General features: G+C 72.1%; 17 protein-coding genes. 7 read left to right on the forward strand and 10 right to left on the reverse strand.

Going from position 1 to position 18,487, the window contains the following annotated elements; genetic code table 11:
* Nucleotides 1-81 precede the first annotated feature (81 nt).
* The 6 genes from secY (at nt 82) to rplQ (ending at nt 4,828) form a co-directional block, all read left to right on the forward strand.
* Nucleotides 82-1,440: a preprotein translocase subunit SecY gene (gene secY / locus E5N76_RS04845; RefSeq protein ID WP_149536180.1), complete on the forward strand. Its 1,359-nt coding sequence runs from the start codon at nt 82-84 to the stop codon at nt 1,438-1,440.
* Between the two features lie 21 nt (nt 1,441-1,461).
* Nucleotides 1,462-2,124, forward strand: a complete 663-nt coding sequence (locus tag E5N76_RS04850; RefSeq protein WP_149536181.1) for an adenylate kinase — start codon at nt 1,462-1,464, stop codon at nt 2,122-2,124.
* Nucleotides 2,125-2,474: 350 nt separating this feature from the next.
* Nucleotides 2,475-2,852 carry a 30S ribosomal protein S13 gene (gene rpsM, locus E5N76_RS04855; protein ID WP_149536182.1) on the forward strand — a complete coding sequence of 126 codons (378 nt, stop codon included), beginning with the start codon at nt 2,475-2,477 and terminating at the stop codon, nt 2,850-2,852.
* A 1-nt stretch (nt 2,853) separates the two neighbouring features.
* Nucleotides 2,854-3,255 carry a 30S ribosomal protein S11 gene (rpsK, locus tag E5N76_RS04860; protein WP_149536183.1) on the forward strand — a complete coding sequence of 134 codons (402 nt, stop codon included), beginning with the start codon at nt 2,854-2,856 and terminating at the stop codon, nt 3,253-3,255.
* An 83-nt stretch (nt 3,256-3,338) separates the two neighbouring features.
* Entirely contained in the window at nt 3,339-4,370 is a 1,032-nt protein-coding gene (locus tag E5N76_RS04865) for a DNA-directed RNA polymerase subunit alpha (protein ID WP_149536184.1), read from the forward strand.
* Between the two features lie 26 nt (nt 4,371-4,396).
* The gene (gene rplQ, locus E5N76_RS04870; RefSeq protein WP_149536185.1) at nt 4,397-4,828 is read left to right on the forward strand and encodes a 50S ribosomal protein L17; all 432 of its coding nucleotides are present in this window, start codon (nt 4,397-4,399) and stop codon (nt 4,826-4,828) included.
* Nucleotides 4,829-4,995: 167 nt separating this feature from the next.
* Here the strand turns inward: rplQ and E5N76_RS04875 are convergent, their stop codons facing one another.
* Nucleotides 4,996-5,856, reverse strand: coding sequence for an FkbM family methyltransferase (locus tag E5N76_RS04875; protein WP_149536186.1), 861 nt, complete (start codon nt 5,854-5,856; stop codon nt 4,996-4,998).
* A 461-nt stretch (nt 5,857-6,317) separates the two neighbouring features.
* Between E5N76_RS04875 and E5N76_RS04880 the strand changes: the two genes are divergently transcribed.
* Nucleotides 6,318-7,295, forward strand: a complete 978-nt coding sequence (locus E5N76_RS04880; protein ID WP_149536187.1) for a cyclase family protein — start codon at nt 6,318-6,320, stop codon at nt 7,293-7,295.
* 129 nt (nt 7,296-7,424) lie between these two features.
* On the opposite strand, the gene E5N76_RS04885 is transcribed toward E5N76_RS04880, so the two are convergent.
* The 9 genes from E5N76_RS04885 to fliF all read right to left on the reverse strand — a co-directional run bounded on the left by E5N76_RS04885 (nt 7,425) and on the right by fliF (nt 18,146).
* Entirely contained in the window at nt 7,425-8,504 is a 1,080-nt protein-coding gene (locus tag E5N76_RS04885) for an OmpA family protein (protein ID WP_149536188.1), read from the reverse strand.
* 270 nt (nt 8,505-8,774) lie between these two features.
* Entirely contained in the window at nt 8,775-9,557 is a 783-nt protein-coding gene (locus E5N76_RS04890; RefSeq protein ID WP_149536189.1) for a nucleotide-binding protein, read from the reverse strand.
* Nucleotides 9,554-10,558: a flagellar biosynthesis protein FlhF gene (locus E5N76_RS04895; RefSeq protein WP_149536190.1), complete on the reverse strand. Its 1,005-nt coding sequence runs from the start codon at nt 10,556-10,558 to the stop codon at nt 9,554-9,556. The genes E5N76_RS04890 and E5N76_RS04895 overlap by 4 nt, the downstream gene beginning before the upstream one ends.
* A gap of 16 nt (nt 10,559-10,574) precedes the next feature.
* Nucleotides 10,575-12,641, reverse strand: a complete 2,067-nt coding sequence (gene flhA, locus E5N76_RS04900) for a flagellar biosynthesis protein FlhA (protein ID WP_149536191.1) — start codon at nt 12,639-12,641, stop codon at nt 10,575-10,577.
* Between the two features lie 246 nt (nt 12,642-12,887).
* The gene (locus tag E5N76_RS04905; RefSeq protein ID WP_457852672.1) at nt 12,888-14,291 is read right to left on the reverse strand and encodes a sigma-54 interaction domain-containing protein; all 1,404 of its coding nucleotides are present in this window, start codon (nt 14,289-14,291) and stop codon (nt 12,888-12,890) included.
* Nucleotides 14,288-14,584, reverse strand: coding sequence for a flagellar motor switch protein FliN (gene fliN, locus E5N76_RS04910; RefSeq protein WP_235907595.1), 297 nt, complete (start codon nt 14,582-14,584; stop codon nt 14,288-14,290). The genes E5N76_RS04905 and fliN overlap by 4 nt, the downstream gene beginning before the upstream one ends.
* Nucleotides 14,585-14,614: 30 nt before the next feature.
* The gene (locus E5N76_RS04915; RefSeq protein WP_149536192.1) at nt 14,615-15,337 is read right to left on the reverse strand and encodes a hypothetical protein; all 723 of its coding nucleotides are present in this window, start codon (nt 15,335-15,337) and stop codon (nt 14,615-14,617) included.
* Nucleotides 15,338-15,450: 113 nt separating this feature from the next.
* Complete coding sequence (gene fliG, locus E5N76_RS04920) at nt 15,451-16,455, reverse strand: flagellar motor switch protein FliG (protein ID WP_268921285.1); 1,005 nt, start codon at nt 16,453-16,455, stop codon at nt 15,451-15,453.
* Nucleotides 16,452-18,146 carry a flagellar basal-body MS-ring/collar protein FliF gene (fliF, locus tag E5N76_RS30945; RefSeq protein WP_149536193.1) on the reverse strand — a complete coding sequence of 565 codons (1,695 nt, stop codon included), beginning with the start codon at nt 18,144-18,146 and terminating at the stop codon, nt 16,452-16,454. The genes fliG and fliF overlap by 4 nt, the downstream gene beginning before the upstream one ends.
* Nucleotides 18,147-18,487 lie beyond the last annotated feature (341 nt).

Below are 18,487 nucleotides of genomic sequence, written 5' to 3' on the forward strand. Positions count from 1 at the left end.
AGCGTGCGTGGCAGCGGCGCCACGGCCGGGGGCTTTTCCCTCGGACGGTGGCGCCGCTTCCGTGAGGAGGGTTTCGGGTCCATGGCCTCCGCCGCCGAACAGCTTGCGGCCAATCTCAACCTCGGCGTCCTGTCCAAGGCCACCGAGCTCAAGAAGCGCATCTGGTTCACCCTCGGCGCGCTCATCGTCTACCGCATCGGCACCTATGTGCCGGTGCCGGGCATCGATGCCGCGGTGATGGGCGAGCTGCTGGCGCAGCATGGCGGCGGCATCCTCGGCATGTTCGACATGTTCACCGGCGGCGCCCTGGGGCGCATGACGGTGTTCGCGCTGAACATCATGCCCTACATCTCCGCCTCCATCATCGTCCAGTTGATGACGGCGGCGGTGCCGAGCCTCGAGGCCCTGAAGAAGGAGGGCGAGGCCGGGCGGAAGAAGCTGAACCAGTACACCCGCTATCTCACCGTCCTCATCGCCGTCTTCCAGGCCTGGGGCATCGCCGTGGGGCTAGAGGGGATGCGGGGCAGTTTCGGCCCCGCGGTGCATGACCCGGGATGGTTCTTCCGCCTCTCCTGCGTCATCACCCTGGTCGGCGGGACCATGTTCCTGATGTGGCTAGGCGAGCAGATCACCGCCCGCGGCGTCGGCAACGGCATCTCCCTCATCATCTTCGCCGGCATCGTGGCCAACCTGCCGCATGCGCTGGTGGCGACGCTGGAGCTGGGCCGCACCGGCGCCCTCTCCACCATCTTCATCATCGTCTTCCTGGCGATCGCGCTCGGCGTCATTGCGCTGGTGGTGTTCATCGAGCGCGCCCAGCGCCGCATCCCGGTGCAATACCCGAAGCGCCAGGTGGGCAACCGCATGTTCGGCGGCGAGAGCACCCATCTGCCGCTGAAGCTGAACACCGCCGGCGTCATCCCGCCGATCTTCGCCTCTTCCCTGCTGCTGCTGCCGGCGACCATCGCCGGCTTCTCCGGCGACCCGAATGCCGAGGGCTGGCTGACCTCGGTCACCAACCTGCTGGCGCATGGCCAGCCGCTCTACATGGCGCTCTATGTGGCGCTGATCATCTTCTTCGCCTTCTTCTACACCGCGGTGGTGTTCAACCCGGTGGAGACGGCGGACAACCTCAAGAAGTATGGCGGCTTCGTCCCCGGCATCCGGCCCGGCCAGAACACCGCCGATTACTTCGACCGGGTGCTGACGCGGCTGACCGCCATCGGCGCCCTCTATCTCTGCCTGGTCTGCCTGCTGCCTGAGCTGCTGATCAGCCATTACGGCGTACCCTTTTATTTCGGCGGCACTTCGCTGCTCATCATCGTCTCGGTTACGATGGATACAGTGGCGCAGGTGCAGTCGCACCTCTTCGCCCATCAATATGAGGGGCTGATCCGGAAATCGCGTCTCGGCGGCCGCGGCGCGCCGCGGCCCCGGTAACGGCCGCGAGGAGAGAGACGCATGAAGCTGATCCTGCTGGGCCCGCCCGGGGCCGGGAAGGGAACCCAGGCCAAGCGGCTGGAAGAGCGCTACGGGCTGAAGCAGATCTCGACCGGCGACATGCTGCGGGCCGAGGTGAAGTCCGGCAGCGAGATCGGCCAGCAGGCCCGGGCGATCATGGAGCGCGGTGAGCTGGTGCCGGACGCCATCATCATCGCCATGCTGGGCGCCCGGGTGGCGCAGCCGGATGTGGCGCAGGGCTTCATCCTGGACGGCTTCCCCCGCACCGTGCCGCAGGCCGAGGCGCTGGACCTGATGCTGCGGGAGAAATCCATGCCGCTCGACCACGTGATCGAGCTGCAGGTGGATGACGCTGCCCTGGTGGAGCGGATTTCCGGCCGCTTCACCTGCGCCAGATGCGGCGAGGGCTACCACGACCGCTTCAAGCAGCCGGCCAAGCCGGGGGTCTGCGACGTCTGCGGCAGCACGGAATTCACCCGCCGCGCCGATGACAAGGCGGAGACGGTGGCAGCGCGGCTGGAGGCCTATCACCGCCAGACCGCTCCGCTGCTGCCCTATTACGCCGCCAAGGGCATCCTCCGCGTCGTGGACGGCATGGCGGAGATGGGGGAGGTGGGGAAGCAGATCGCCGCCATCCTCGGCCCGCCGCCGGGAAAGGGCTGAACCCCATGTTTCCGGGCTTGACGCAAGGGGTTCCGCCGGTATAGTCCGCGCCTCCCGCGGACCGGGCGCTCGTCATCGGGCGGCCCGTTCGCGCGTGCAGCCGTTTCAAAGCTGGCTCCGTCACGTCGCTCCCCGCGGCGGTACGGCCGCCCAGCGGCCCGGAAGGGTTGGGCCTGAAGGCCTGGGGGCCGGGCCAGGGACCCCGGGACCGGGGAGAGTGGGGCCGCAAGGCGCCGGCAGCAGGGCCGGGGCAGGGTGGTCCAGGGTTTCGTCAGGACGCTTTCCGGGCCGCGGCTTCAGGGCCGCTCCGGGGGGGCGAAAGCAGGGGCCGGGGCCCCAGGAGCTGAGCAGTGGCGCGCATCGCCGGTGTCAACATTCCCACGAACAAGCGGGTTCCGATCTCGCTGCGGTACATCTACGGCATCGGGCCGAAGAACGCGGTCGATATCTGCAAGGCGCTGAACATCCCGGAGGAACGCCGGGTCAACCAGCTCACCGATGAGGAGATCCTCCGCATCCGTGAGCTGATCGACCGCGAATACCGCGTGGAAGGCGACCTCCGCCGCGAAGTGGCGATGAACATCAAGCGGCTGATGGACATGGCCTGCTACCGCGGCCTGCGCCACCGCCGCGGCCTGCCCGTGCGCGGCCAGCGCACCCACACCAATGCCCGCACCCGCAAGGGCAAGGCGGTGGCGATTGCCGGCAAGAAGAAGGTGACGAAGTAAGATGGCCCGCGAACCCCGCGGCGGCGCCCGCGCCCCCCGCAAGAAGGAACGGAAGAACATCTCTTCCGGCGTGGCGCATGTCCTCGCCTCCTTCAACAACACCATCGTCACCATCACGGATGCCCAGGGCAACGCCATTGCCTGGTCCTCCTCCGGCAGCCAGGGCTTCAAGGGCAGCCGGAAATCCACCCCCTACGCCGCCCAGGTCGCCGCGGAAGACGCCGGCCGCAAGGCCCGCGAGCACGGGATGGAGACGCTCGAGATCATGGTGAGCGGTCCCGGCTCGGGTCGTGAATCGGCGCTGCGCGCGCTGCAGGCGGTGGGCTTCTACGTCACCGCCATCCGCGACGTGACGCCCATCCCCCACAATGGCTGCCGCCCCCGGAAGCGCCGCCGCGTCTGAGACGTGCGAGCGCGGCCGCGCCTGAGATGCGGCCGCATTGCGCCGGCAACAGCACAGCTCAGGGTCGGCGCAGCTTCGGGGCGATGAGGAGACAGGACGTGATCGAGAGGAATTGGCGGTCGCTGATTCGCCCGGAGAAGCTGGGCGTGGAGGTCGGGTCGGACCCCGAGCGCGTGGCGACCATCGTGGCCGAGCCGCTGGAGCGTGGCTTCGGCATGACGCTCGGCAATGCGCTGCGCCGCGTGCTGCTGTCCTCCCTGCAGGGCGCGGCGGTGACCGCCATCCGCATCGATGGCGTGCTGCATGAATTCAGCAGCATCCAGGGCGTGCGGGAGGATGTGACCGACCTCGTCCTCAATGTGAAGCAGCTCGCCATCCGGATGCAGGGGGAGGGGCCGAAGCGCCTCGCCCTCACCGCCACCGGCCCGGGCGAGGTGACCGCCGGCCAGATCCAGACCACCGGCGATATCGAGATCGCCAACCCCGATCTCGTCATCTGCACCCTGGATGACGGCGCGAAGCTCTCCATGGAGCTGACGGTCGGCACTGGCAAGGGCTACGTCCCCGCGGCGATGAACCGGCCGGAGGATGCGCCGATCGGCCTCATCCCGGTGGACGCCATCTACTCCCCGGTGCGCCGCGTGGCCTACCGGGTGGAGCCGACCCGCGTCGGCCAGGTGACCGACTACGACAAGCTGGTCATCAACCTCGAGACCGACGGTACCGTGGCGCCGGAGGATGCGGTGGCGCTCGCCGCCCGCATCCTGCAGGACCAGCTCCAGCTCTTCATCAATTTCGACGAGCCGCGCGAGCGCAAGGTGGAGGAGGAGCGGGACGACCTGCCCTTCAACCGCAACCTGCTGCGCAAGGTGGACGAGCTCGAACTCTCGGTCCGCAGCGCCAATTGCCTGAAGAACGACAACATCGTCTATATCGGCGACCTGGTGCAGAAGACCGAGCAGGAGATGCTCCGCACCCCGAATTTCGGCCGCAAATCGCTGAACGAGATCAAGGAGGTCCTCGCCTCCATGGGTCTCGGCCTCGGCATGACGGTCACCGGCTGGCCGCCGGAGAACATCGAAGACCTGGCGAAGAAGCTGGAAGAGCCTTTCTGAGCACGGCACCCTAGGGACAGAGAACAATGCGTCACGGAATTGCCGGCCGGAAGCTCGGCGTCACCTCCACCCATCGGCTCGCCATGTTCCGCAACATGGCGACCAGCCTGCTGAAGCACGAGCAGATCACCACCACCCTGCCCAAGGCGAAGGAGCTGCGCCCCTATGTGGAGCGCATCATCACCCTCGGGAAGCGCGGCGGCCTGCATGCGCGGCGCCAGGCCTACGCCCAGCTCATGGATGAGAAGGTGGTGGACAAGCTCTTCACCACCATCGCCGAGCGCTACAAGGCGCGGCCGGGCGGCTATACCCGCGTGCTGAAGGCCGGCATCCGCTATGGCGACGCCGCCGACATGGCGGTGATCGAGCTGGTCGAGCGTGACGTCTCCGCCAAGGGCCAGGATAGCGGCCCGAAGCCGGAAGCGGCGGCGGAAGAGGACGAGCAGCCGCAGGGCTGACCCCCGCCGGCCCGGCTTGCCCGGGCGCCGGGGCCGAGGAGGCTGTCCGCGCCAGGGCTGCCGAGGCGCGTCGGGGCCGCGGGGCTGCACGCCGTGGCCAGGATCGGGAAGCGTGGAAGGGCGGCGGGGTGACCGGCCGCCCTTTGTCGTTCGCGGCCGGCGCCGCCTCAGCCGCCGGCCGCCGGCGGCAGGGCGCGGGCGATCACCACCTCGCCATGCGGCAGGGCGGGCAGAGCGTCGCGCGCCACCGGCTCCAGCCGTGCCTCCGCCCCCAGCCACCAGAAGCCGAAGCCCAATTCGGCCAGCCAGCCGATCATCCCGCCCAGGTCGCTGCGCACCGCCATCATCGGCGCCGACCATTCGGTGACGATGACGAGGTCCGGGCTTTCCCGCAGCAGCGCGGCGGCGCCGCGCAGCACCTGGGGCTCCGTTCCCTCCGCATCCATCCGCAGCAGGTCGAAGGGGCCGGCCCTGGCCAAAGCGGCATCCAGCGTCACCGCCTGCACGCTGACGCGGCGGGAGTAATTCGCCGCCTCCCCGGGTACCGCCAGATGGCCGCTGCCGATATGCGCGGGGTCGGAGGTGAACTCCACCACCCCCTCCGCCTCCAGCGCCGCCTCCGGATGCACCGTCACCCGGGTGGCCAGGCCGTTCACCGCCAGGGTGGCGCGCAGCAGGGGCAGCACGGCCGGATTCGCCTCGAAGGCATGGACATGGCCGGCGGCGCCCACCGCCTCCGCCATGGCCAGGGTGTGGTAGCCCATATTGGCGCCCACCTCGGCCGCCCGGGCCCCCGGCCGCAGCAGCCGGCCGAGCAGCAGCTCCACCTCCCGCTCCCACACCCCGTCGAGCGCGATATGCGGCGTCATGCCGATGTCGTTGGTGTCGAGGAAGATCTTGTGGCCGCGATGGGTGACGGTCAGCGCCCGGTGGTCGCCGAGATAGCAATAGGTCTCCCGCCTGCGGGCGGGGAGAGGCGGCACCGGGGACTCGGCACGGCCGAGCCAGCGCAGCATGGGATTGGTCATGGCGGGAGTTTTTCCCGTCTCCGTCAGGGGGTGGCAATCCCGGCCGGTGTCCTGCCCGCCCCCTTCGCCGGGTTCCCCAGCGAACGGGGCGGGCAGGCAGGCCGCTGAAAAGAAAATAGCTGGTGGCCCGGGAACGAAGTCCGCAGGACTTCGGAATCGGGACACTAGAGCGGTTTCACCTCGCCTGCGCTCGGCGAAGCCGCTCCAGCCCTTTGTTTGCTCGCATTTTCCGAGTCGTCCGGCGATTCCGCCGGACTTGAAAATGCTCTAGCGGGAAAGCCTTCACGAAGGGTTAGGCACGGGAATGGCTATGCCCACGGGACGTGCGGGCGCCGGAAGGGCCCGGGCCGGCAGCGCCCAGCCTCTGCCGCCGGGCGCCGCGGCCGGGACGGGTTGCCGGCCCCGGCGGGGCGCCGCACACTCGCCGGCGACGTCCAGGCACAAGAAGAAGGGCCTTCCCCATGCCGCCGCGCTATGCCGAGCTGCCTCGCCCCGAGGATGGATCCGGCCTGCCCCTCGCCTGGGGCGTCTGGGGCCCGGAGGATGAGGTCGGCACGCTGAACCGCATCACCCCGGAGACGGTGGCCGCCGCCGCCGGCGAGATCCGCGAGGGCCGCCGCTTCAACCTGAACCTGCCGCTGGACGAGCCCTTCGGCGTGGCGCTGGAGACCCCGCATCGCCGCCGCACCGCCCCGAGCCCGACGCTGATCGCCGATGAGCAGCCCGGCCGGCTGATCCGCGACGACAAGCTGGACAGCTTCTGGCTGCAGGGCAGCACGCAATGGGACGGGCTCTCGCATTTCGCGGACCCCTATCACGGCTTCTACAACCACGCCCCGCTGGCGGCGATCACCCATGGGAAGGAGAGCCGCAACGGCATCGACAAGGCGCTGCGCCACGGCATTGCCGGGCGCTGCGTGCTGGCCGATCTGGCGCGGTTCTTCGCCGCCACGGGGCGCGACTGGGGCCCCCTGGGGGGCCGACCCGCCAGCGCCGAGGAGCTGGCGTCCTGCCTCGCCCAGCAGGGCGTGGCGCTGCGCCCGGGCGATATCCTGCTGGTCCGCACCGGCTGGCTGGAGGCCTTCCGCGCCGCGCCGGATGCTGCCGCCCGTCACCACCTGCTGCGCGGAACGAATAACGGCCAGGACTATAGCGGGCTGTCCGGCGGGGAGGATATGTGGGGCTTCCTCTGGGACCAGGGGGTGGCCGCCACCTGCGCCGACAACCCGACGGTGGAGGTCTGGCCCTATTTCCCCTGGAAGCCGACCTTGCACTGGGCGATCGCCCGGCTCGGCCTGGTCATCGGCGAGTTCTTCGATTTCGAGGCCCTGGCCGCCGACAGCGCCGCCAGCGGCCGCTACACCGGGTTCTTCACCGCCGCGCCGCTGCATCTCCGCGGCGGCGTCGGCTCCCCCGGCAACGCCCTGGCCATCCGGTAACGCCGCGCCGGCCAGCCAGCCCGGCGTCGGGCGCCCGGCCTCTGCCCGTTGTCCCGCCGCGGCTCTGCCGCGGCGGGCTGTGCAAGGTGCCGGTCGTGAGCGACTCCAGGCCCGGCGGCGCCGTGGGGATCAGCGCAGGACGATCTCGACGCGGCGGTTCTGCGGCTCGCGCACGCCATCGGCCGTCGGGACCAGCGGGCGGGTCTCGCCATAGGCGCTGACGGCGATCAGGTCGCGGGCGATCCCCCGCCGCACCAGCTCGGCCGCCACCGCATCGGCGCGGCGCTGCGACAGGCGTTGGTTGTATTGCGGCGTGCCGGAGCGGTCGGCATGGCCCGCCACCTCGATCCGGGTGGTCTGCACCTGCGGCGCCGCGGCCGCCGCCTCGGCGATGATCTGCCGGGCGCGATCGGTCAGGTCGGCGCGATCCCAGTCGAAGAAGACCAGGTAGGTCCGGGCGGTGGCGGGCGGGGGCGGCGGCTCCACCACGGCCGGCGCCGGCCGCGGCGTGTTGAAGACGTAGCGCAGGCCGAACAGCACGCTGTGGTTCTCGGTGGCCAGCTTCACCTTGCCCGGCACGGTGGCCAGGCCCGGCCCGGCGGTGCGGGTGACGTCGTGGCTGCTGTCCAGCGCGCCGACATAGCGGTACTCGGTGGTGAAGGAGAGGCCCGGGACCATGCCGCCGAGGCCCCAGGAAATGCCGGCGATCGCCTGGTAGCCGAAGCTGCCGGCAGTGTCCTCGATGCGGTAGGAGGAGGTGCCGCCGCTGAATTTGGCGCTGCTGATCTCGCGCCACAGATAGCCGACGCCGCCGCCGAGATAGGGCATCATGCCGTTCGGCGCGATGCCGAAGCTCGACAGGTCGAAGTCGAACAGCACATTCGCCATGGCGCCGTATTGCCGGACATAGCCGCTGCTGCCGCGGAACCCGGCACCGGAGACGGTGTCGATGTCGCTATAGCGGTAATTGCCCTCCAGCTCGGCGCGGAAGCCGTTGCCGAAGCCGTAGCCGACATTCACCAGCCCGACATAGCCCACATCCTCGTCATGCACCCGGAGGCCGCGGCTGGACTGGTCGTGCCAGAAATTGATGCCGGCCCCGGCGCCGATATAGGGGCCGCTCACGGTCTGGGCCGCGGCCTGGCCTGGGCCGAGGAGCAAGGGCAGCGCCAGGCAGGTGGTGGCAAGGAGACCAAGGCGAAGCGACATGCGGGATTCTCCGGCGAGCCAAAGGGAATGTCGATCGGGCAACCTTCCGGGGAAGGCTGTTACGCGTGACCTGGGCGTGAAGGCGAGCCTGCGACAGCCCCATTCACTCCCCGGAAGAAAGCGCGCCCGGGAAATTCCCGCGAGGCAATGTCTCACTTCAAGCCTTCAAATTGCTGCGAGTCCGGCAGCAACCGGAACGCTTGCACAAGCGATCCTTCGGCGAAGCCAGGCCGAGGCATGCCGTGCGAAGACGACTCTCCCGTGGCGACCTCAGCGGGCCGGGGCGACGGCCAGGCCCTGCGGCGCCAGCAGCCGGGCGGCCAGGGCCTCCACATCCCTGGCCGCTTCGCAGGCGGGGTGGCGGGTCAGCAGCGGGGTCTGGCGGCGGATCGCCTCCTTCACCCTGGCGTCGCGGCGCACCACCCCGGCCAGGGGCACGCCGGCCCCGAGGAAGCCGCGGCAGGCCCGGTCCAGCGCCTGCCATGTGCGCTCGCCGGCGGCAGCATCGGCCGCCTGGTTCACCACCACTGCCGCCGCCCCGCCCGGCCGGTCCCGCCGATGCAGCTTCAGCACGGCATAGGCGTCGGTCAGGCTGGTCGGCTCCTCCGTCGCCAGCACCAGCAGCAGGTCGGCGGCGGCGGCCAGGTGCCGCACCCCCTGATCCAGCCCGGCGCCGAGATCCAGCACCACCTCCTGCCATGCACCCCGCGCCCCCTGCAGCGCCGTGGCCAGCCGGGCGAAGCCGGTGGCGCCGACCGTGGCGAAGGCGCCGGAGCCGGAGCGGCCGGGCAGCAGGTCGAATCCCGCCGCATGGCGCTGCACCGCAGCCGCCAGCACCTGCCCGCCGGCGAGCACCGCGCCGACATCCCGGCCGGGGTCGAGGCCGAGCTGCACATCGACATTGGCGAGGCCCAGATCGGCATCCGCCAGCAGCACGCGCCGCCCGGCCCGGGCCAGGGCCTGCGCCAGGGTGATGGACAGCCAGGTCTTGCCCACCCCGCCCTTGCCGGAGGCGATGGCGATCAGGCGGCCGGCCGGGGGGGAGGCGCTCATGCGGAAGGCTCCGGGGCAGCGGCGCTGGCGGGCGGTGGCCAGGCGCCGAGCCGCGCCGCGAGCCAGGCGGGATCGAGGGGGGTGAGCCCCGCCGCCGCACCCGGCCCGGTGCCGGCTTCGGTGAGGAGAAGGCCGGCGGCGGCCGCCGCCAGCACCCCGCCCAGGCGGCGGGCGGTGTCCAGCCGGGTCGGCAGCAGATGCCGGGCGCCGAGGGCGGCATAGGCGCGGGCGATCTCGCTGGCCTCATCGGCATCGAGGCCGGCGGGCAGCACCAGCACCATGGCGGCCTCCGCGGCGCGGGCGAGGGCGGCCAGCTCCGCTGCGGCGGCGGGGTCGAAGGGGTCGCAGCCGGCGGTGTCGATCAGCACCGCCTGGCCCGACAGGCGCCGGGCCAGGGCCTTCACCAGCGTGGCCGGGGCAGGGGCGACGGCCAGGGTCAGGCCGAGCAGCCGGGTGAAGGCGGCGAGCTGCTCCGTGGCGCCGGCCCGGGCGCCATCCGTCGTCACCACCAAAGGCGGCTGGCCGGCGAGCACGGCGCGGGCGGCCAGCTTGGCGCAGGTGAGGGTCTTGCCGGAACCGGCCGGGCCGGCCAGCAGCAGCGGGCGGGCGGCGCCGTCCGGCAGTGGGCCGAAGCCCAGCGCCGCTTCCAGCCGCGCCGCCAGCGGTACCTCCTGCTGCGCCGTCGGCGGTACCTCTGGTCGCGCCGCAAGCGGCGACGCCGCCTTGGGCGGGGCTGGGCCAGGCAGTAGCCGGGCGGCCAGGGCGGCCGGCAGGTTGTGCCGGGCCAGGGCGGGCGGCAGGGCCAAGGGGGCGGCGGAGGCCGGGGCTGGCGCCTCGGCCGGGAGGATGAAGAGCGGCTCGGCCGGCTCCACCGCCGCCGTCACCTCCACGCCGTTTCCGGTGCGGCGGGTTTCGAGGATCACCGCCTCCTCGCCCAGCTCCGCCCGCACCAGGGCCATGGCCTCGGCCATCCGGCTCGCCTGGAACAGCTTCAGCCGCATGCGGGCAGCCCGGGCATCAGATGCTGCCCACCGTGCGGATGCGGGCGCGGGGATGGATCTCCTGCTGGCTCATCACCGTGGTGGCGGGGCGGAAGCGCTCGACGATGGCGCGGACATGGAAGCGGATGGCGCCGGAACAGACCAGCACCGGATTCTCCCCGGCATTGGCCGCGGCGTCGAAGGCCTCCTTCAGCCGCAGCATGAATTCCTGCAGCCGCGCCGGCGCCATGGCGAGCTGGCGGTCCTCCGGCGGGCCGGTCAGCGCCTCGGCGAAGGCCATTTCCCAATCGGCGGAGAGGGCGATGAGCGGCACATAGCCCTGCGGCCCGCGCGCCGCGTCGGAAAGCTGCCGCGCCAGCCGTACCCGCACCGCGGCAAGAATCGCCGGCACGCTGCGCTGGCCGGAGGCGGCGGCTTCCTGGATGCCCTCCAGGATGGTCGGCAGGTCGCGGATCGAGACCCGCTCCGCCAGCAGCGCCTGCAGCACCCTTTGCAGCCCGCCGATGCCGATCTGCGCCGGGATGATGTCGGCGACCAGCTTCTGGTGCTCCTTCGGCAGCTCGTCCAGCAGCTTCTGCGTTTCGCTGAAGGAGAGCAGCTCCGGCATGTTGTCGCGCACCGTCTCGGTCAGATGCGTCGCCAGCACGCCGGCGCAATCCACCACGGTGCAGCCGCGCGCCAGGGCATCCTCGCGCAGCGATTCCTCGATCCAGAGGGCGGGCAGGCCGAAGGTGGGTTCGGTGGTGCGCTCGCCCGGCAGGTTCGGCACCTGGCCGGAGGGGTCGATGGCCAGGTGCAGCGGTGGCCGCAGCCGGCCGCGCCCGGCCTCGATCTCCTTCACCCGCAGCACATAGGTGTCCGGCGGCAATTCCAGATTGTCCTGGATGCGGACGCTGGGCAGGACGAAGCCCATCTCCTGCGCCATGGAGCGGCGGAGCAGGCGGATCTGCTCGGTCAGCCGCGGCGCCTCCCCGGCCGCCAGGGCCAGCAACCCGTAGCCGAGTTCGAGGCGCAGCAGGTCCAGCCGCAGCGCCTCGGCCACCGGCGGCTCGCCGGGCGGCGGCGGCGGCGGGGGCGGGGCCTCGGCGGCCTTGCGCTCCGCCTCCCGCTTGCTCCAGGCGGTGGCGCCGGCGGCGCCGGCCAGCGCCAGGAAGGGCAGCAGCGGCATGCCCGGCAGCAGGCCGAGAATGCCCGCCGCGCCGCCCGCCAAAGCCATCGGCTTCCAGCCGGCGCCGAGCTGACGGCCCATCACCTCATCGGCCCGCTCGTCCCCGGAGCCTTTGGTGACGACGATGCCGGCAGCGACGGAGATCAGCAGCGCCGGAATCTGGCTGACCAGGCCGTCGCCGACCGTCAGCATGGAGTAGGTGGTCGCCGCCTCCGCCACGCCCAGATTGTGCCGCACCACGCCGATGGCGAGGCCGCCGATCAGGTTGATGACGGTGATGATGAGGCCGGCCACGGCATCGCCGCGAACGAATTTGGCAGCGCCGTCCATGGCGCCGTGGAAGGCGCTTTCCTGCTCCAGCTCGCTGCGGCGGCGGCGCGCCTCCGCCTCGTTGATCAGACCCGCGGAGAGGTCGGCGTCGATCGCCATCTGCTTGCCCGGCATGGCGTCCAGGCTGAACCGCGCCGAGACCTCGGCAATGCGGCCGGAGCCCTTGGTGACCACCATGAAATTCACCACCAGCAGGATGGCAAAGACGATGAGGCCGACCACCACGTCGCCGCCCATCAGGAAGCCGCCGAAGGCCGCCACCACATGGCCGGCGGCCTGCGGTCCTTCGTAGCCGTGGGTGAGGATGATGCGGGTGGTGGCGACGTTCAGCGCCAGGCGGAACAGGGTGGAGAGCAGCAGCACCTGCGGGAAGGCGGTGAAGTCCAGCGGCCGCTGCAGGAACAGCGCGACCATCAGGATCAGCACCGAAAGCGTGATGGAGAGCGCCAGCGCCGCATCCAGCAGCAAGGTCGGCAGCGGGATAACGAGGACGGCGAGCAGCAGCGCCACGCCGAGGGCGAGCATGACATCGCCGCCCGGCCGGGCCAGGCGGAGCCAATTCGGCAGGGTCAGCGTGCCGAGCATGACTCATTCCCGATGACGGCGCTGGGCGCCGCCGTGGTGAGTCCGGAATTCGTCCCGATCGGCGCCTCGCCCGGCCTGGCGCGGCGAAGCGGGGCCAGGGCGCCGGGCAGCGACCGGGAGAATTGCATCCCTATGGCCTTGTGGCAGGGCGGCCCGGGCGCGTCGGCGGCTCTCCCAGGCAGCTCCTCGCAGGGCCGGGCGCGGCGGTGCCGCGCCAGGGCAACCGGCGGCGTCGGGCGGGCGTGATCAGCCATCCGCGCTCCAGGCGCCGGCGGGCAGCAAAGCGGGCTGGCCGGTGGGCACCTGCACGCCCTGAGCGCGGTATTCATGCAGCTTGTTGCGCAGGGTGCGGATGGAGATGCCGAGGATCTCCGCCGCCCGCGTCCGGTTGCCGAGGCAGTGGGTGAGGGTCTCCAGGATCAGGTCGCGCTCCACCTCCTCCATCCGGCGGCCGACCAGGGCGCTGACGCCGCGCTGCGGCGGGGCACCGGCGGGCGGCGCGCCCGGGGGAGGGGCCGACGCTGCAGCAGCGGACGCCGCCTCGGCCGGCGCCAGCGGCGTCAGCTCGATCGCCTCGGCGCCGATGTTGGGGCCGGCGGCCAGCAGCACGGCGCGGTGCAGGGTGTTCTCCAGCTCCCGCACATTGCCGGGCCAGGGATGCGCCAGCAGCAGCGCCTCCGCCTCGGCCGAAAGGCCCCGCCGCGGCAAGCCGTTGGCGGCGGCGAAGCGGCGGGCGAAATGGTCTGCGAGTGCCAGGATGTCGCCGGGCCGTTCGCGCAGCGGCGGGATGCGCAGGGTCACGACGTTCAGGCGGAAGTAAAGGTCCTCGCGGAACCGCCCCGCCCGCACCTCGGCGGAAAGGTCGCGGTTGGTGGCGGCCAGCAGCCGCACATCCACCTTCACCGGCGCGCTGCCGCCCAGCCGGTCCACCTCCCTTTCCTGGATCACCCGCAGCAGCTTGGCTTGCAGCCGCGGGTCCATCTCGCCGATCTCGTCCAGCAGCAGGGTGCCGCCATCGGCCTGCTCGAATTTCCCCTTGCGGGCGGCGACGGCGCCGGAGAAGGCGCCCTTCTCATGGCCGAACAGCTCGCTCTCCAGCAGCGTCTCCGGCAGGGCGGCGCAGTTCAGTGCGACGAAGGGGCCGCGGGCGCGGCGGCTTTCGGCATGGAGGAAGCGCGCCAGCACCTCCTTGCCCGTGCCGCTCTCCCCGGTGATCAGCAGGCTGGCGTTGGAGACCGCCAATTGCCGTGCCCGTTCCAGCAGCGCGCCCATCACCGGGTCGCGGTGGATCGGTCCTTCCGCCTCGCCGCTCACCGCCTGCAGCATGGCGGCGATCAGCTCCGCCTCCGGCGGCAGGGGGAGGAATTCCTTGGCGCCGGCCCGGATGGCGCGGACCGCCGCCGCGGCATCGGCATTGCGGCCGCAGGCGATCACCGGGCAGGCGATGCGCTCCTCGGCAAGCTGCGCCACCAGCCAGCCGATATCATGCGTCAGCTCGCAGAGCACGAGGTCGGCGCCCTCGCCGCGCAGCCGGGCGAGCGCCGCCGCCACCCCCTCCGCCTGGGCCAGCCTGGCGCCACGGGCGGCGGCGATGCGAGCCGCCTGGCCCAGCTCCCCCTCCAGCGCGCCGATGATGAGCAGCCGGATCATCCCTGGCGGTCCGCCTTGACGATTTCCGTCATGGTCACGCCGAGGCGGTTCTCATCCACCATCACCACCTCGCCGCGCGCCACCAGGCGGTTGTTGACGTAGATATCCACCGCCTCGCCCAGCTTGCGGTCGAGTTCGACCACCGCACCGCGGCCGAGCTTCAGGAGCTGCGAGACCTGCATGGTCGCGCGGCCGAGCACGGCGCTGACCTGCACCGGGATGTCGTACACCGCCTCCAGGTCCCGAGCGGAGGCGGCGGCGCCGCCGCGGCCGCCGGTCTCTGCCGCATTCATCGCCTCGAAGGCGCTCGGTTCCGGCATGGCTCAGCACTCCTCGGTGGTGGGGGTCAGGCCGAAGCTGGCCAGCAGCGCCGTCACGGCCTGGCGGCGGGCGGCCAGCGAGAGGGTCGCGCCGCCGCCGCGCCATTCCGCCCGGGCATCGCCCAGGGCCAGGGCGGCGTCCTCAGCCAGGCCGAGGCGCGGATCGGCGAGCCGCGCCGCCACCGCCTCCGCCTGGCCGGGCGGGACGAAGAGGGTCACCGCCTTGCCCTCCGCCAGCAGCGGCGCCAGCACGGTGGCGAGGCGGGCGGCGCAATCCGGCGCCAGCCGCGCCGCGGCTTCCGGCAGGGCGGCGTCCAGCGCGCCCAGCAGCAGCTCCGCCAGGGCCTGGGCGCTGGCCTCGGCGGCGGCGACCAGCGCCGCCTCCTGCGCCGCCAGGGCGGCGGCGATGGCTTCCAGCGCGCGGGTGCTGCGCTCCGCCTGGTCGGCGGCGGCGGCGGCGAGGCCGGCCGCCTCGCCCGCCGCATGGCCGGCCCGGCGAGCCGCTTCCAGCCGCGCGGCGGCCTCCGCCGCGGCGGCGGCAGCGGCGGCTTCCGCCTCGGCCGCCGCGGCCGCGGCCAGGGCGATGGCGGGATCGGGCTCCGGCGGCGCGTCGAAATCCGGCAGGCGGATGCCGGGCTGGGACGCGGGCCGGGGCGGCGGCGCCAGGCCGGTGCGCGGCGGCAGGAAGGGCTCGAAGCCCGGGCTTGCCCTCGGAGCCTGTCTCAAGGGGGCCTGCGGCGTGTCCCGGCGGGTCTTTTCCGCCCTGGCGGCATCCGCGTCCTGGCCGGGACGCAAAATCCCTCCTCGGTCCATCGCCGGGGTCCCTTCGAGACAGGCTCTCACTGCACCATCTCCTCCTCACGCCCATCCTGCAGCGCGATCTGGCCCTGGGCGGCGAGGTCCTTGGCGGTGGCGACGATGATCGCCTGCGCCTCGTCCACGTCGCGCAGCCGGACCGGGCCAAGCGCGGCGATGTCGTCGCGCAGCAGCTTCGCCGCGCGTTCGGTCAGGTTGCGGAAGAACAGGTCGCGCAGCTCGTCCGAGGCACCCTTGAGGGCCAGGGCGAGCTTGTCCTTCTCCACCCCCCGCAGCAGCACCTGCAGCCCCGCGCCATCCACCCGCCGCAGATCCTCGAAGGTGAACATCAGCGTGCGGATGCGCTCGGCAGCGTCGCGGTTGCGCTCCTCCAGCGCGCCGAGGATCCGGCTTTCCGACTGGCGGTCGAGGTTGTTGAAGATCTCCGCCATCAGCTCATGCGCGTCGCGGCGCTGGCTGCGGGCGAGGTTGGACATGAACTCCGCCTTGAGGGTGCGCTCCACGCCTTCCAGCGCTTCCTTCTGCACCGTCTCCATGCGCAGCATGCGCATGACGACCTCCATGGCGAAGCCCTCCGGCAGCAGGGAGAGGACGCGGGCGGCATGGTCCGGCCGCACCTTGGTCAGCACCACGGCGACGGTCTGCGGGTATTCGTTCTTCAGGTAATTGGCCAGCACGCCTTCGTTCACATTGCCCAGCTTGTCCCACATGGTGCGGCCGGCGGGGCCGCGGATCTCCTCCATGATCTGGGCGACGCGGTCGGCCGGCAGGCTCTTCATCAGCAGCCGCTCGGTGCTTTCGAAGGAGCCGGTGAGCGCGCCGGTGCGGCCGAGCTGCTCGCCGAATTCGCGGCAGAGCTGCTCGATCTGCTCGGCGGTGATGGTGCCGAGCATGGCCATGGCCTGGGAGAGATCGCGGATCTCGTCCTGATGCATCTTGGCGAAGAGGCGGGAGGCGTAGTCATCGCCGATCGCCAGCATGATGGCGGCGGCCTTCTGCGGCCCGCTCAGGGTGCGGGTATAGCTCACGAGGCATCCTCCGGGTTCAGCCAGCGGCGCAGCACGGAAACCGCCTCATCGGGATGCGCGTCGATCAGGTCGGTCAGCGCCTTGATGGCGGAGGCGCGCATCTGCCCCTGCACATTCTGCACCTGCACCATCGCCTCCGCATCGCCATTGGCGACGGCGGCCAGCGTCGCGGCGACGGTCGCGGCATCGGCGCCGGGCGGCAGGGCGGCCAGCGCGGCAAGGGCCGCCGGGTTGCCGGCCAGCGCCGCCTCCGCCGCCGCGCCTTCCGCCAGCGCGCCCTCCGCCCCGGCCGCGGCCAGGGCCGGCTGCGGCAGCAGCGTGGCGGCGAGGCGCACGACCATCGGCTTGCCGATCAGCAGGATGGCGGCGAGCGCCACCAGCGCCAGCAGCACGCTTTCCAGCAGCCGGGTGCCGAGCACCGGGGCGATCGGCAGGCCAAGGAAGGCCTCCGGCGCCGGCGGGGCCAGCCCGTCCTCGGCGAAGCGCATGGAGACCACCTCCACCCGATCGCCGCGCCGCTCATCGAAGCCGACGGCGCTGCGGACCAGGGTGGCGATGCGCGCCAGCTCCTCCGGCGTGCGTTCGCGCCAGCGCGGCGCGCCGCCCTCCTGCGGCTCCATCACCCCGTCCACCAGCACGGCGACGGAGAGCCGCTTCACCACCGGCCCTTCCCGCAAGGTGGTGCGGTTGGTGCGGCCGATCTCGAAATTCGTGGTCTCCTCGGTGCGGCTTTCCGAGGTGCCGCCGGCCGCCGCCTGCTCGGCCCCCGGGATGTTGCCGGCGACGGAGGTGGGCTGCGGCTCGCTGTTGCGGCTCTGCTCGGCGGAGCTCTGCTGGCTGCGCGGCACCTGGTTGTCCGGGTCGAAGCGCTCCTCGCGCGTCTCGACCCGGTCGAAATCCAGCTCTACCGTGGTTTCCGCCCGCACCCGGCCGGGGCCGAGGCTGCGTTCCAGCAGCTCCTCCACCGCCCGTCCCAGGCGCATTTCCTGGGCGCGGCGCAATTCCTCCTGGGTCAGGGATTGGGTGGCGGCGGCCAGCGCCTGGCCGCCGCGCGCCAGCAGCTCGCCCCGGCTGTCCACGATGGAGATGTTCTGCGGCCGGAGGCCGGGCACCGCGGTGGCGACCAGGTGCAGCACCGCCTGCACGCCTTCGCGGTCCAGCCGCTGGCTGCCCTGCATGGCCAGGACGACGGAGGCCTGCGCCTCGCCCCGCTCGCGCGAGAAGGCTTCCCGCCGCGGCAGCACCAGATGTACCCGGGCGGCGCGGACGCCGGCGAGGCCGCGGATGGTCCGCCCCAGCTCGCCTTCCATGGCGCGCAGCCGGTTCATGTCCTGCTGGAAGGGGCTGGTGGTCAGGCTTTCGTTGCGGTCGAAGATCTCCCACCCTACCCCGCCGCCGGCCGGCAGGCCTTCCCGCGCCAGCATCAGGCGGAGGCGGGGGATCTGGTCCACCGGCGCCAGCACCTGGGTGCCGTTGCCGGCGATGCGGTAGGGCACGCGCTGGCGGTCCAGCGCTGCCACCACCGCCGCCGCGTCGCGGCTTTCCATCTCCCCGAACAGCGCCGCCATGGGCGGCTCCCCGGCGCGGAAGGCGAGTACCGCGAGCAGCACCAGCAGCCCGATGCCGACGGCGGCCAGCGCCGCCAGCCGCCTGGGACCCAGGGCCTGCAGCCCGGCCAGGAGTCCGGCCATCACGCCACCTCCTGTGGCCCAGCGCGTCCTGGCATGTGCTGCCTGCCTCGCCTTTCCCGCTGCCCGCTGCCGGTCCAGCACCGGCCGGCAGAAAATGCCGCAGGCCGGTTGCAGCCGGGTTAACCGGCCTGGGTAGAGATGCCGGCGGTCCCGGCTCCGGTCAGCGAGGCGGAAAGTCGGCCGAAGTCAACGGATTGACCGGGTTCACCCGGCGCGGCCTGTTGGTTGGGCCTGCCGGCCCCGGGGCGGAGTCGAGGGAAGCGCTGCCGGCTGTGCCGGCAACTCCCCCAGCGAGGGTGCAGGGGCAGAGTCGCCGGCCGGGGCGGCGGCGCGGAGCCCCA

The organism is Siccirubricoccus phaeus, assembly GCF_008360935.1.
Lineage (GTDB): Bacteria > Pseudomonadota > Alphaproteobacteria > Acetobacterales > Acetobacteraceae > Siccirubricoccus > Siccirubricoccus phaeus.

Bases quoted from the DNA above. Each gene is read 5' to 3' on its own strand.
- secY (WP_149536180.1), top strand. From the start codon at position 82: ATGGCCTCCGCCGCCGAACAGCTTGCGGCCAATCTCAACCTCGGCGTC.
- E5N76_RS04850 (WP_149536181.1), top strand. From the start codon at position 1,462: ATGAAGCTGATCCTGCTGGGCCCGCCCGGGGCCGGGAAGGGAACCCAG.
- rpsK (WP_149536183.1), top strand. From the start codon at position 2,854: ATGGCCCGCGAACCCCGCGGCGGCGCCCGCGCCCCCCGCAAGAAGGAA.
- E5N76_RS04865 (WP_149536184.1), top strand. From the start codon at position 3,339: ATGAGGAGACAGGACGTGATCGAGAGGAATTGGCGGTCGCTGATTCGC.
- rplQ (WP_149536185.1), top strand. From the start codon at position 4,397: ATGCGTCACGGAATTGCCGGCCGGAAGCTCGGCGTCACCTCCACCCAT.
- E5N76_RS04875 (WP_149536186.1), bottom strand. From the start codon at position 5,856: ATGACCAATCCCATGCTGCGCTGGCTCGGCCGTGCCGAGTCCCCGGTG.
- E5N76_RS04880 (WP_149536187.1), top strand. From the start codon at position 6,318: ATGCCGCCGCGCTATGCCGAGCTGCCTCGCCCCGAGGATGGATCCGGC.
- E5N76_RS04885 (WP_149536188.1), bottom strand. From the start codon at position 8,504: ATGTCGCTTCGCCTTGGTCTCCTTGCCACCACCTGCCTGGCGCTGCCC.
- E5N76_RS04890 (WP_149536189.1), bottom strand. From the start codon at position 9,557: ATGAGCGCCTCCCCCCCGGCCGGCCGCCTGATCGCCATCGCCTCCGGC.
- E5N76_RS04895 (WP_149536190.1), bottom strand. From the start codon at position 10,558: ATGCGGCTGAAGCTGTTCCAGGCGAGCCGGATGGCCGAGGCCATGGCC.
- flhA (WP_149536191.1), bottom strand. From the start codon at position 12,641: ATGCTCGGCACGCTGACCCTGCCGAATTGGCTCCGCCTGGCCCGGCCG.
- E5N76_RS04905 (WP_457852672.1), bottom strand. From the start codon at position 14,291: ATGATCCGGCTGCTCATCATCGGCGCGCTGGAGGGGGAGCTGGGCCAG.
- fliN (WP_235907595.1), bottom strand. From the start codon at position 14,584: ATGAATGCGGCAGAGACCGGCGGCCGCGGCGGCGCCGCCGCCTCCGCT.
- fliF (WP_149536193.1), bottom strand. From the start codon at position 18,146: ATGGCCGGACTCCTGGCCGGGCTGCAGGCCCTGGGTCCCAGGCGGCTG.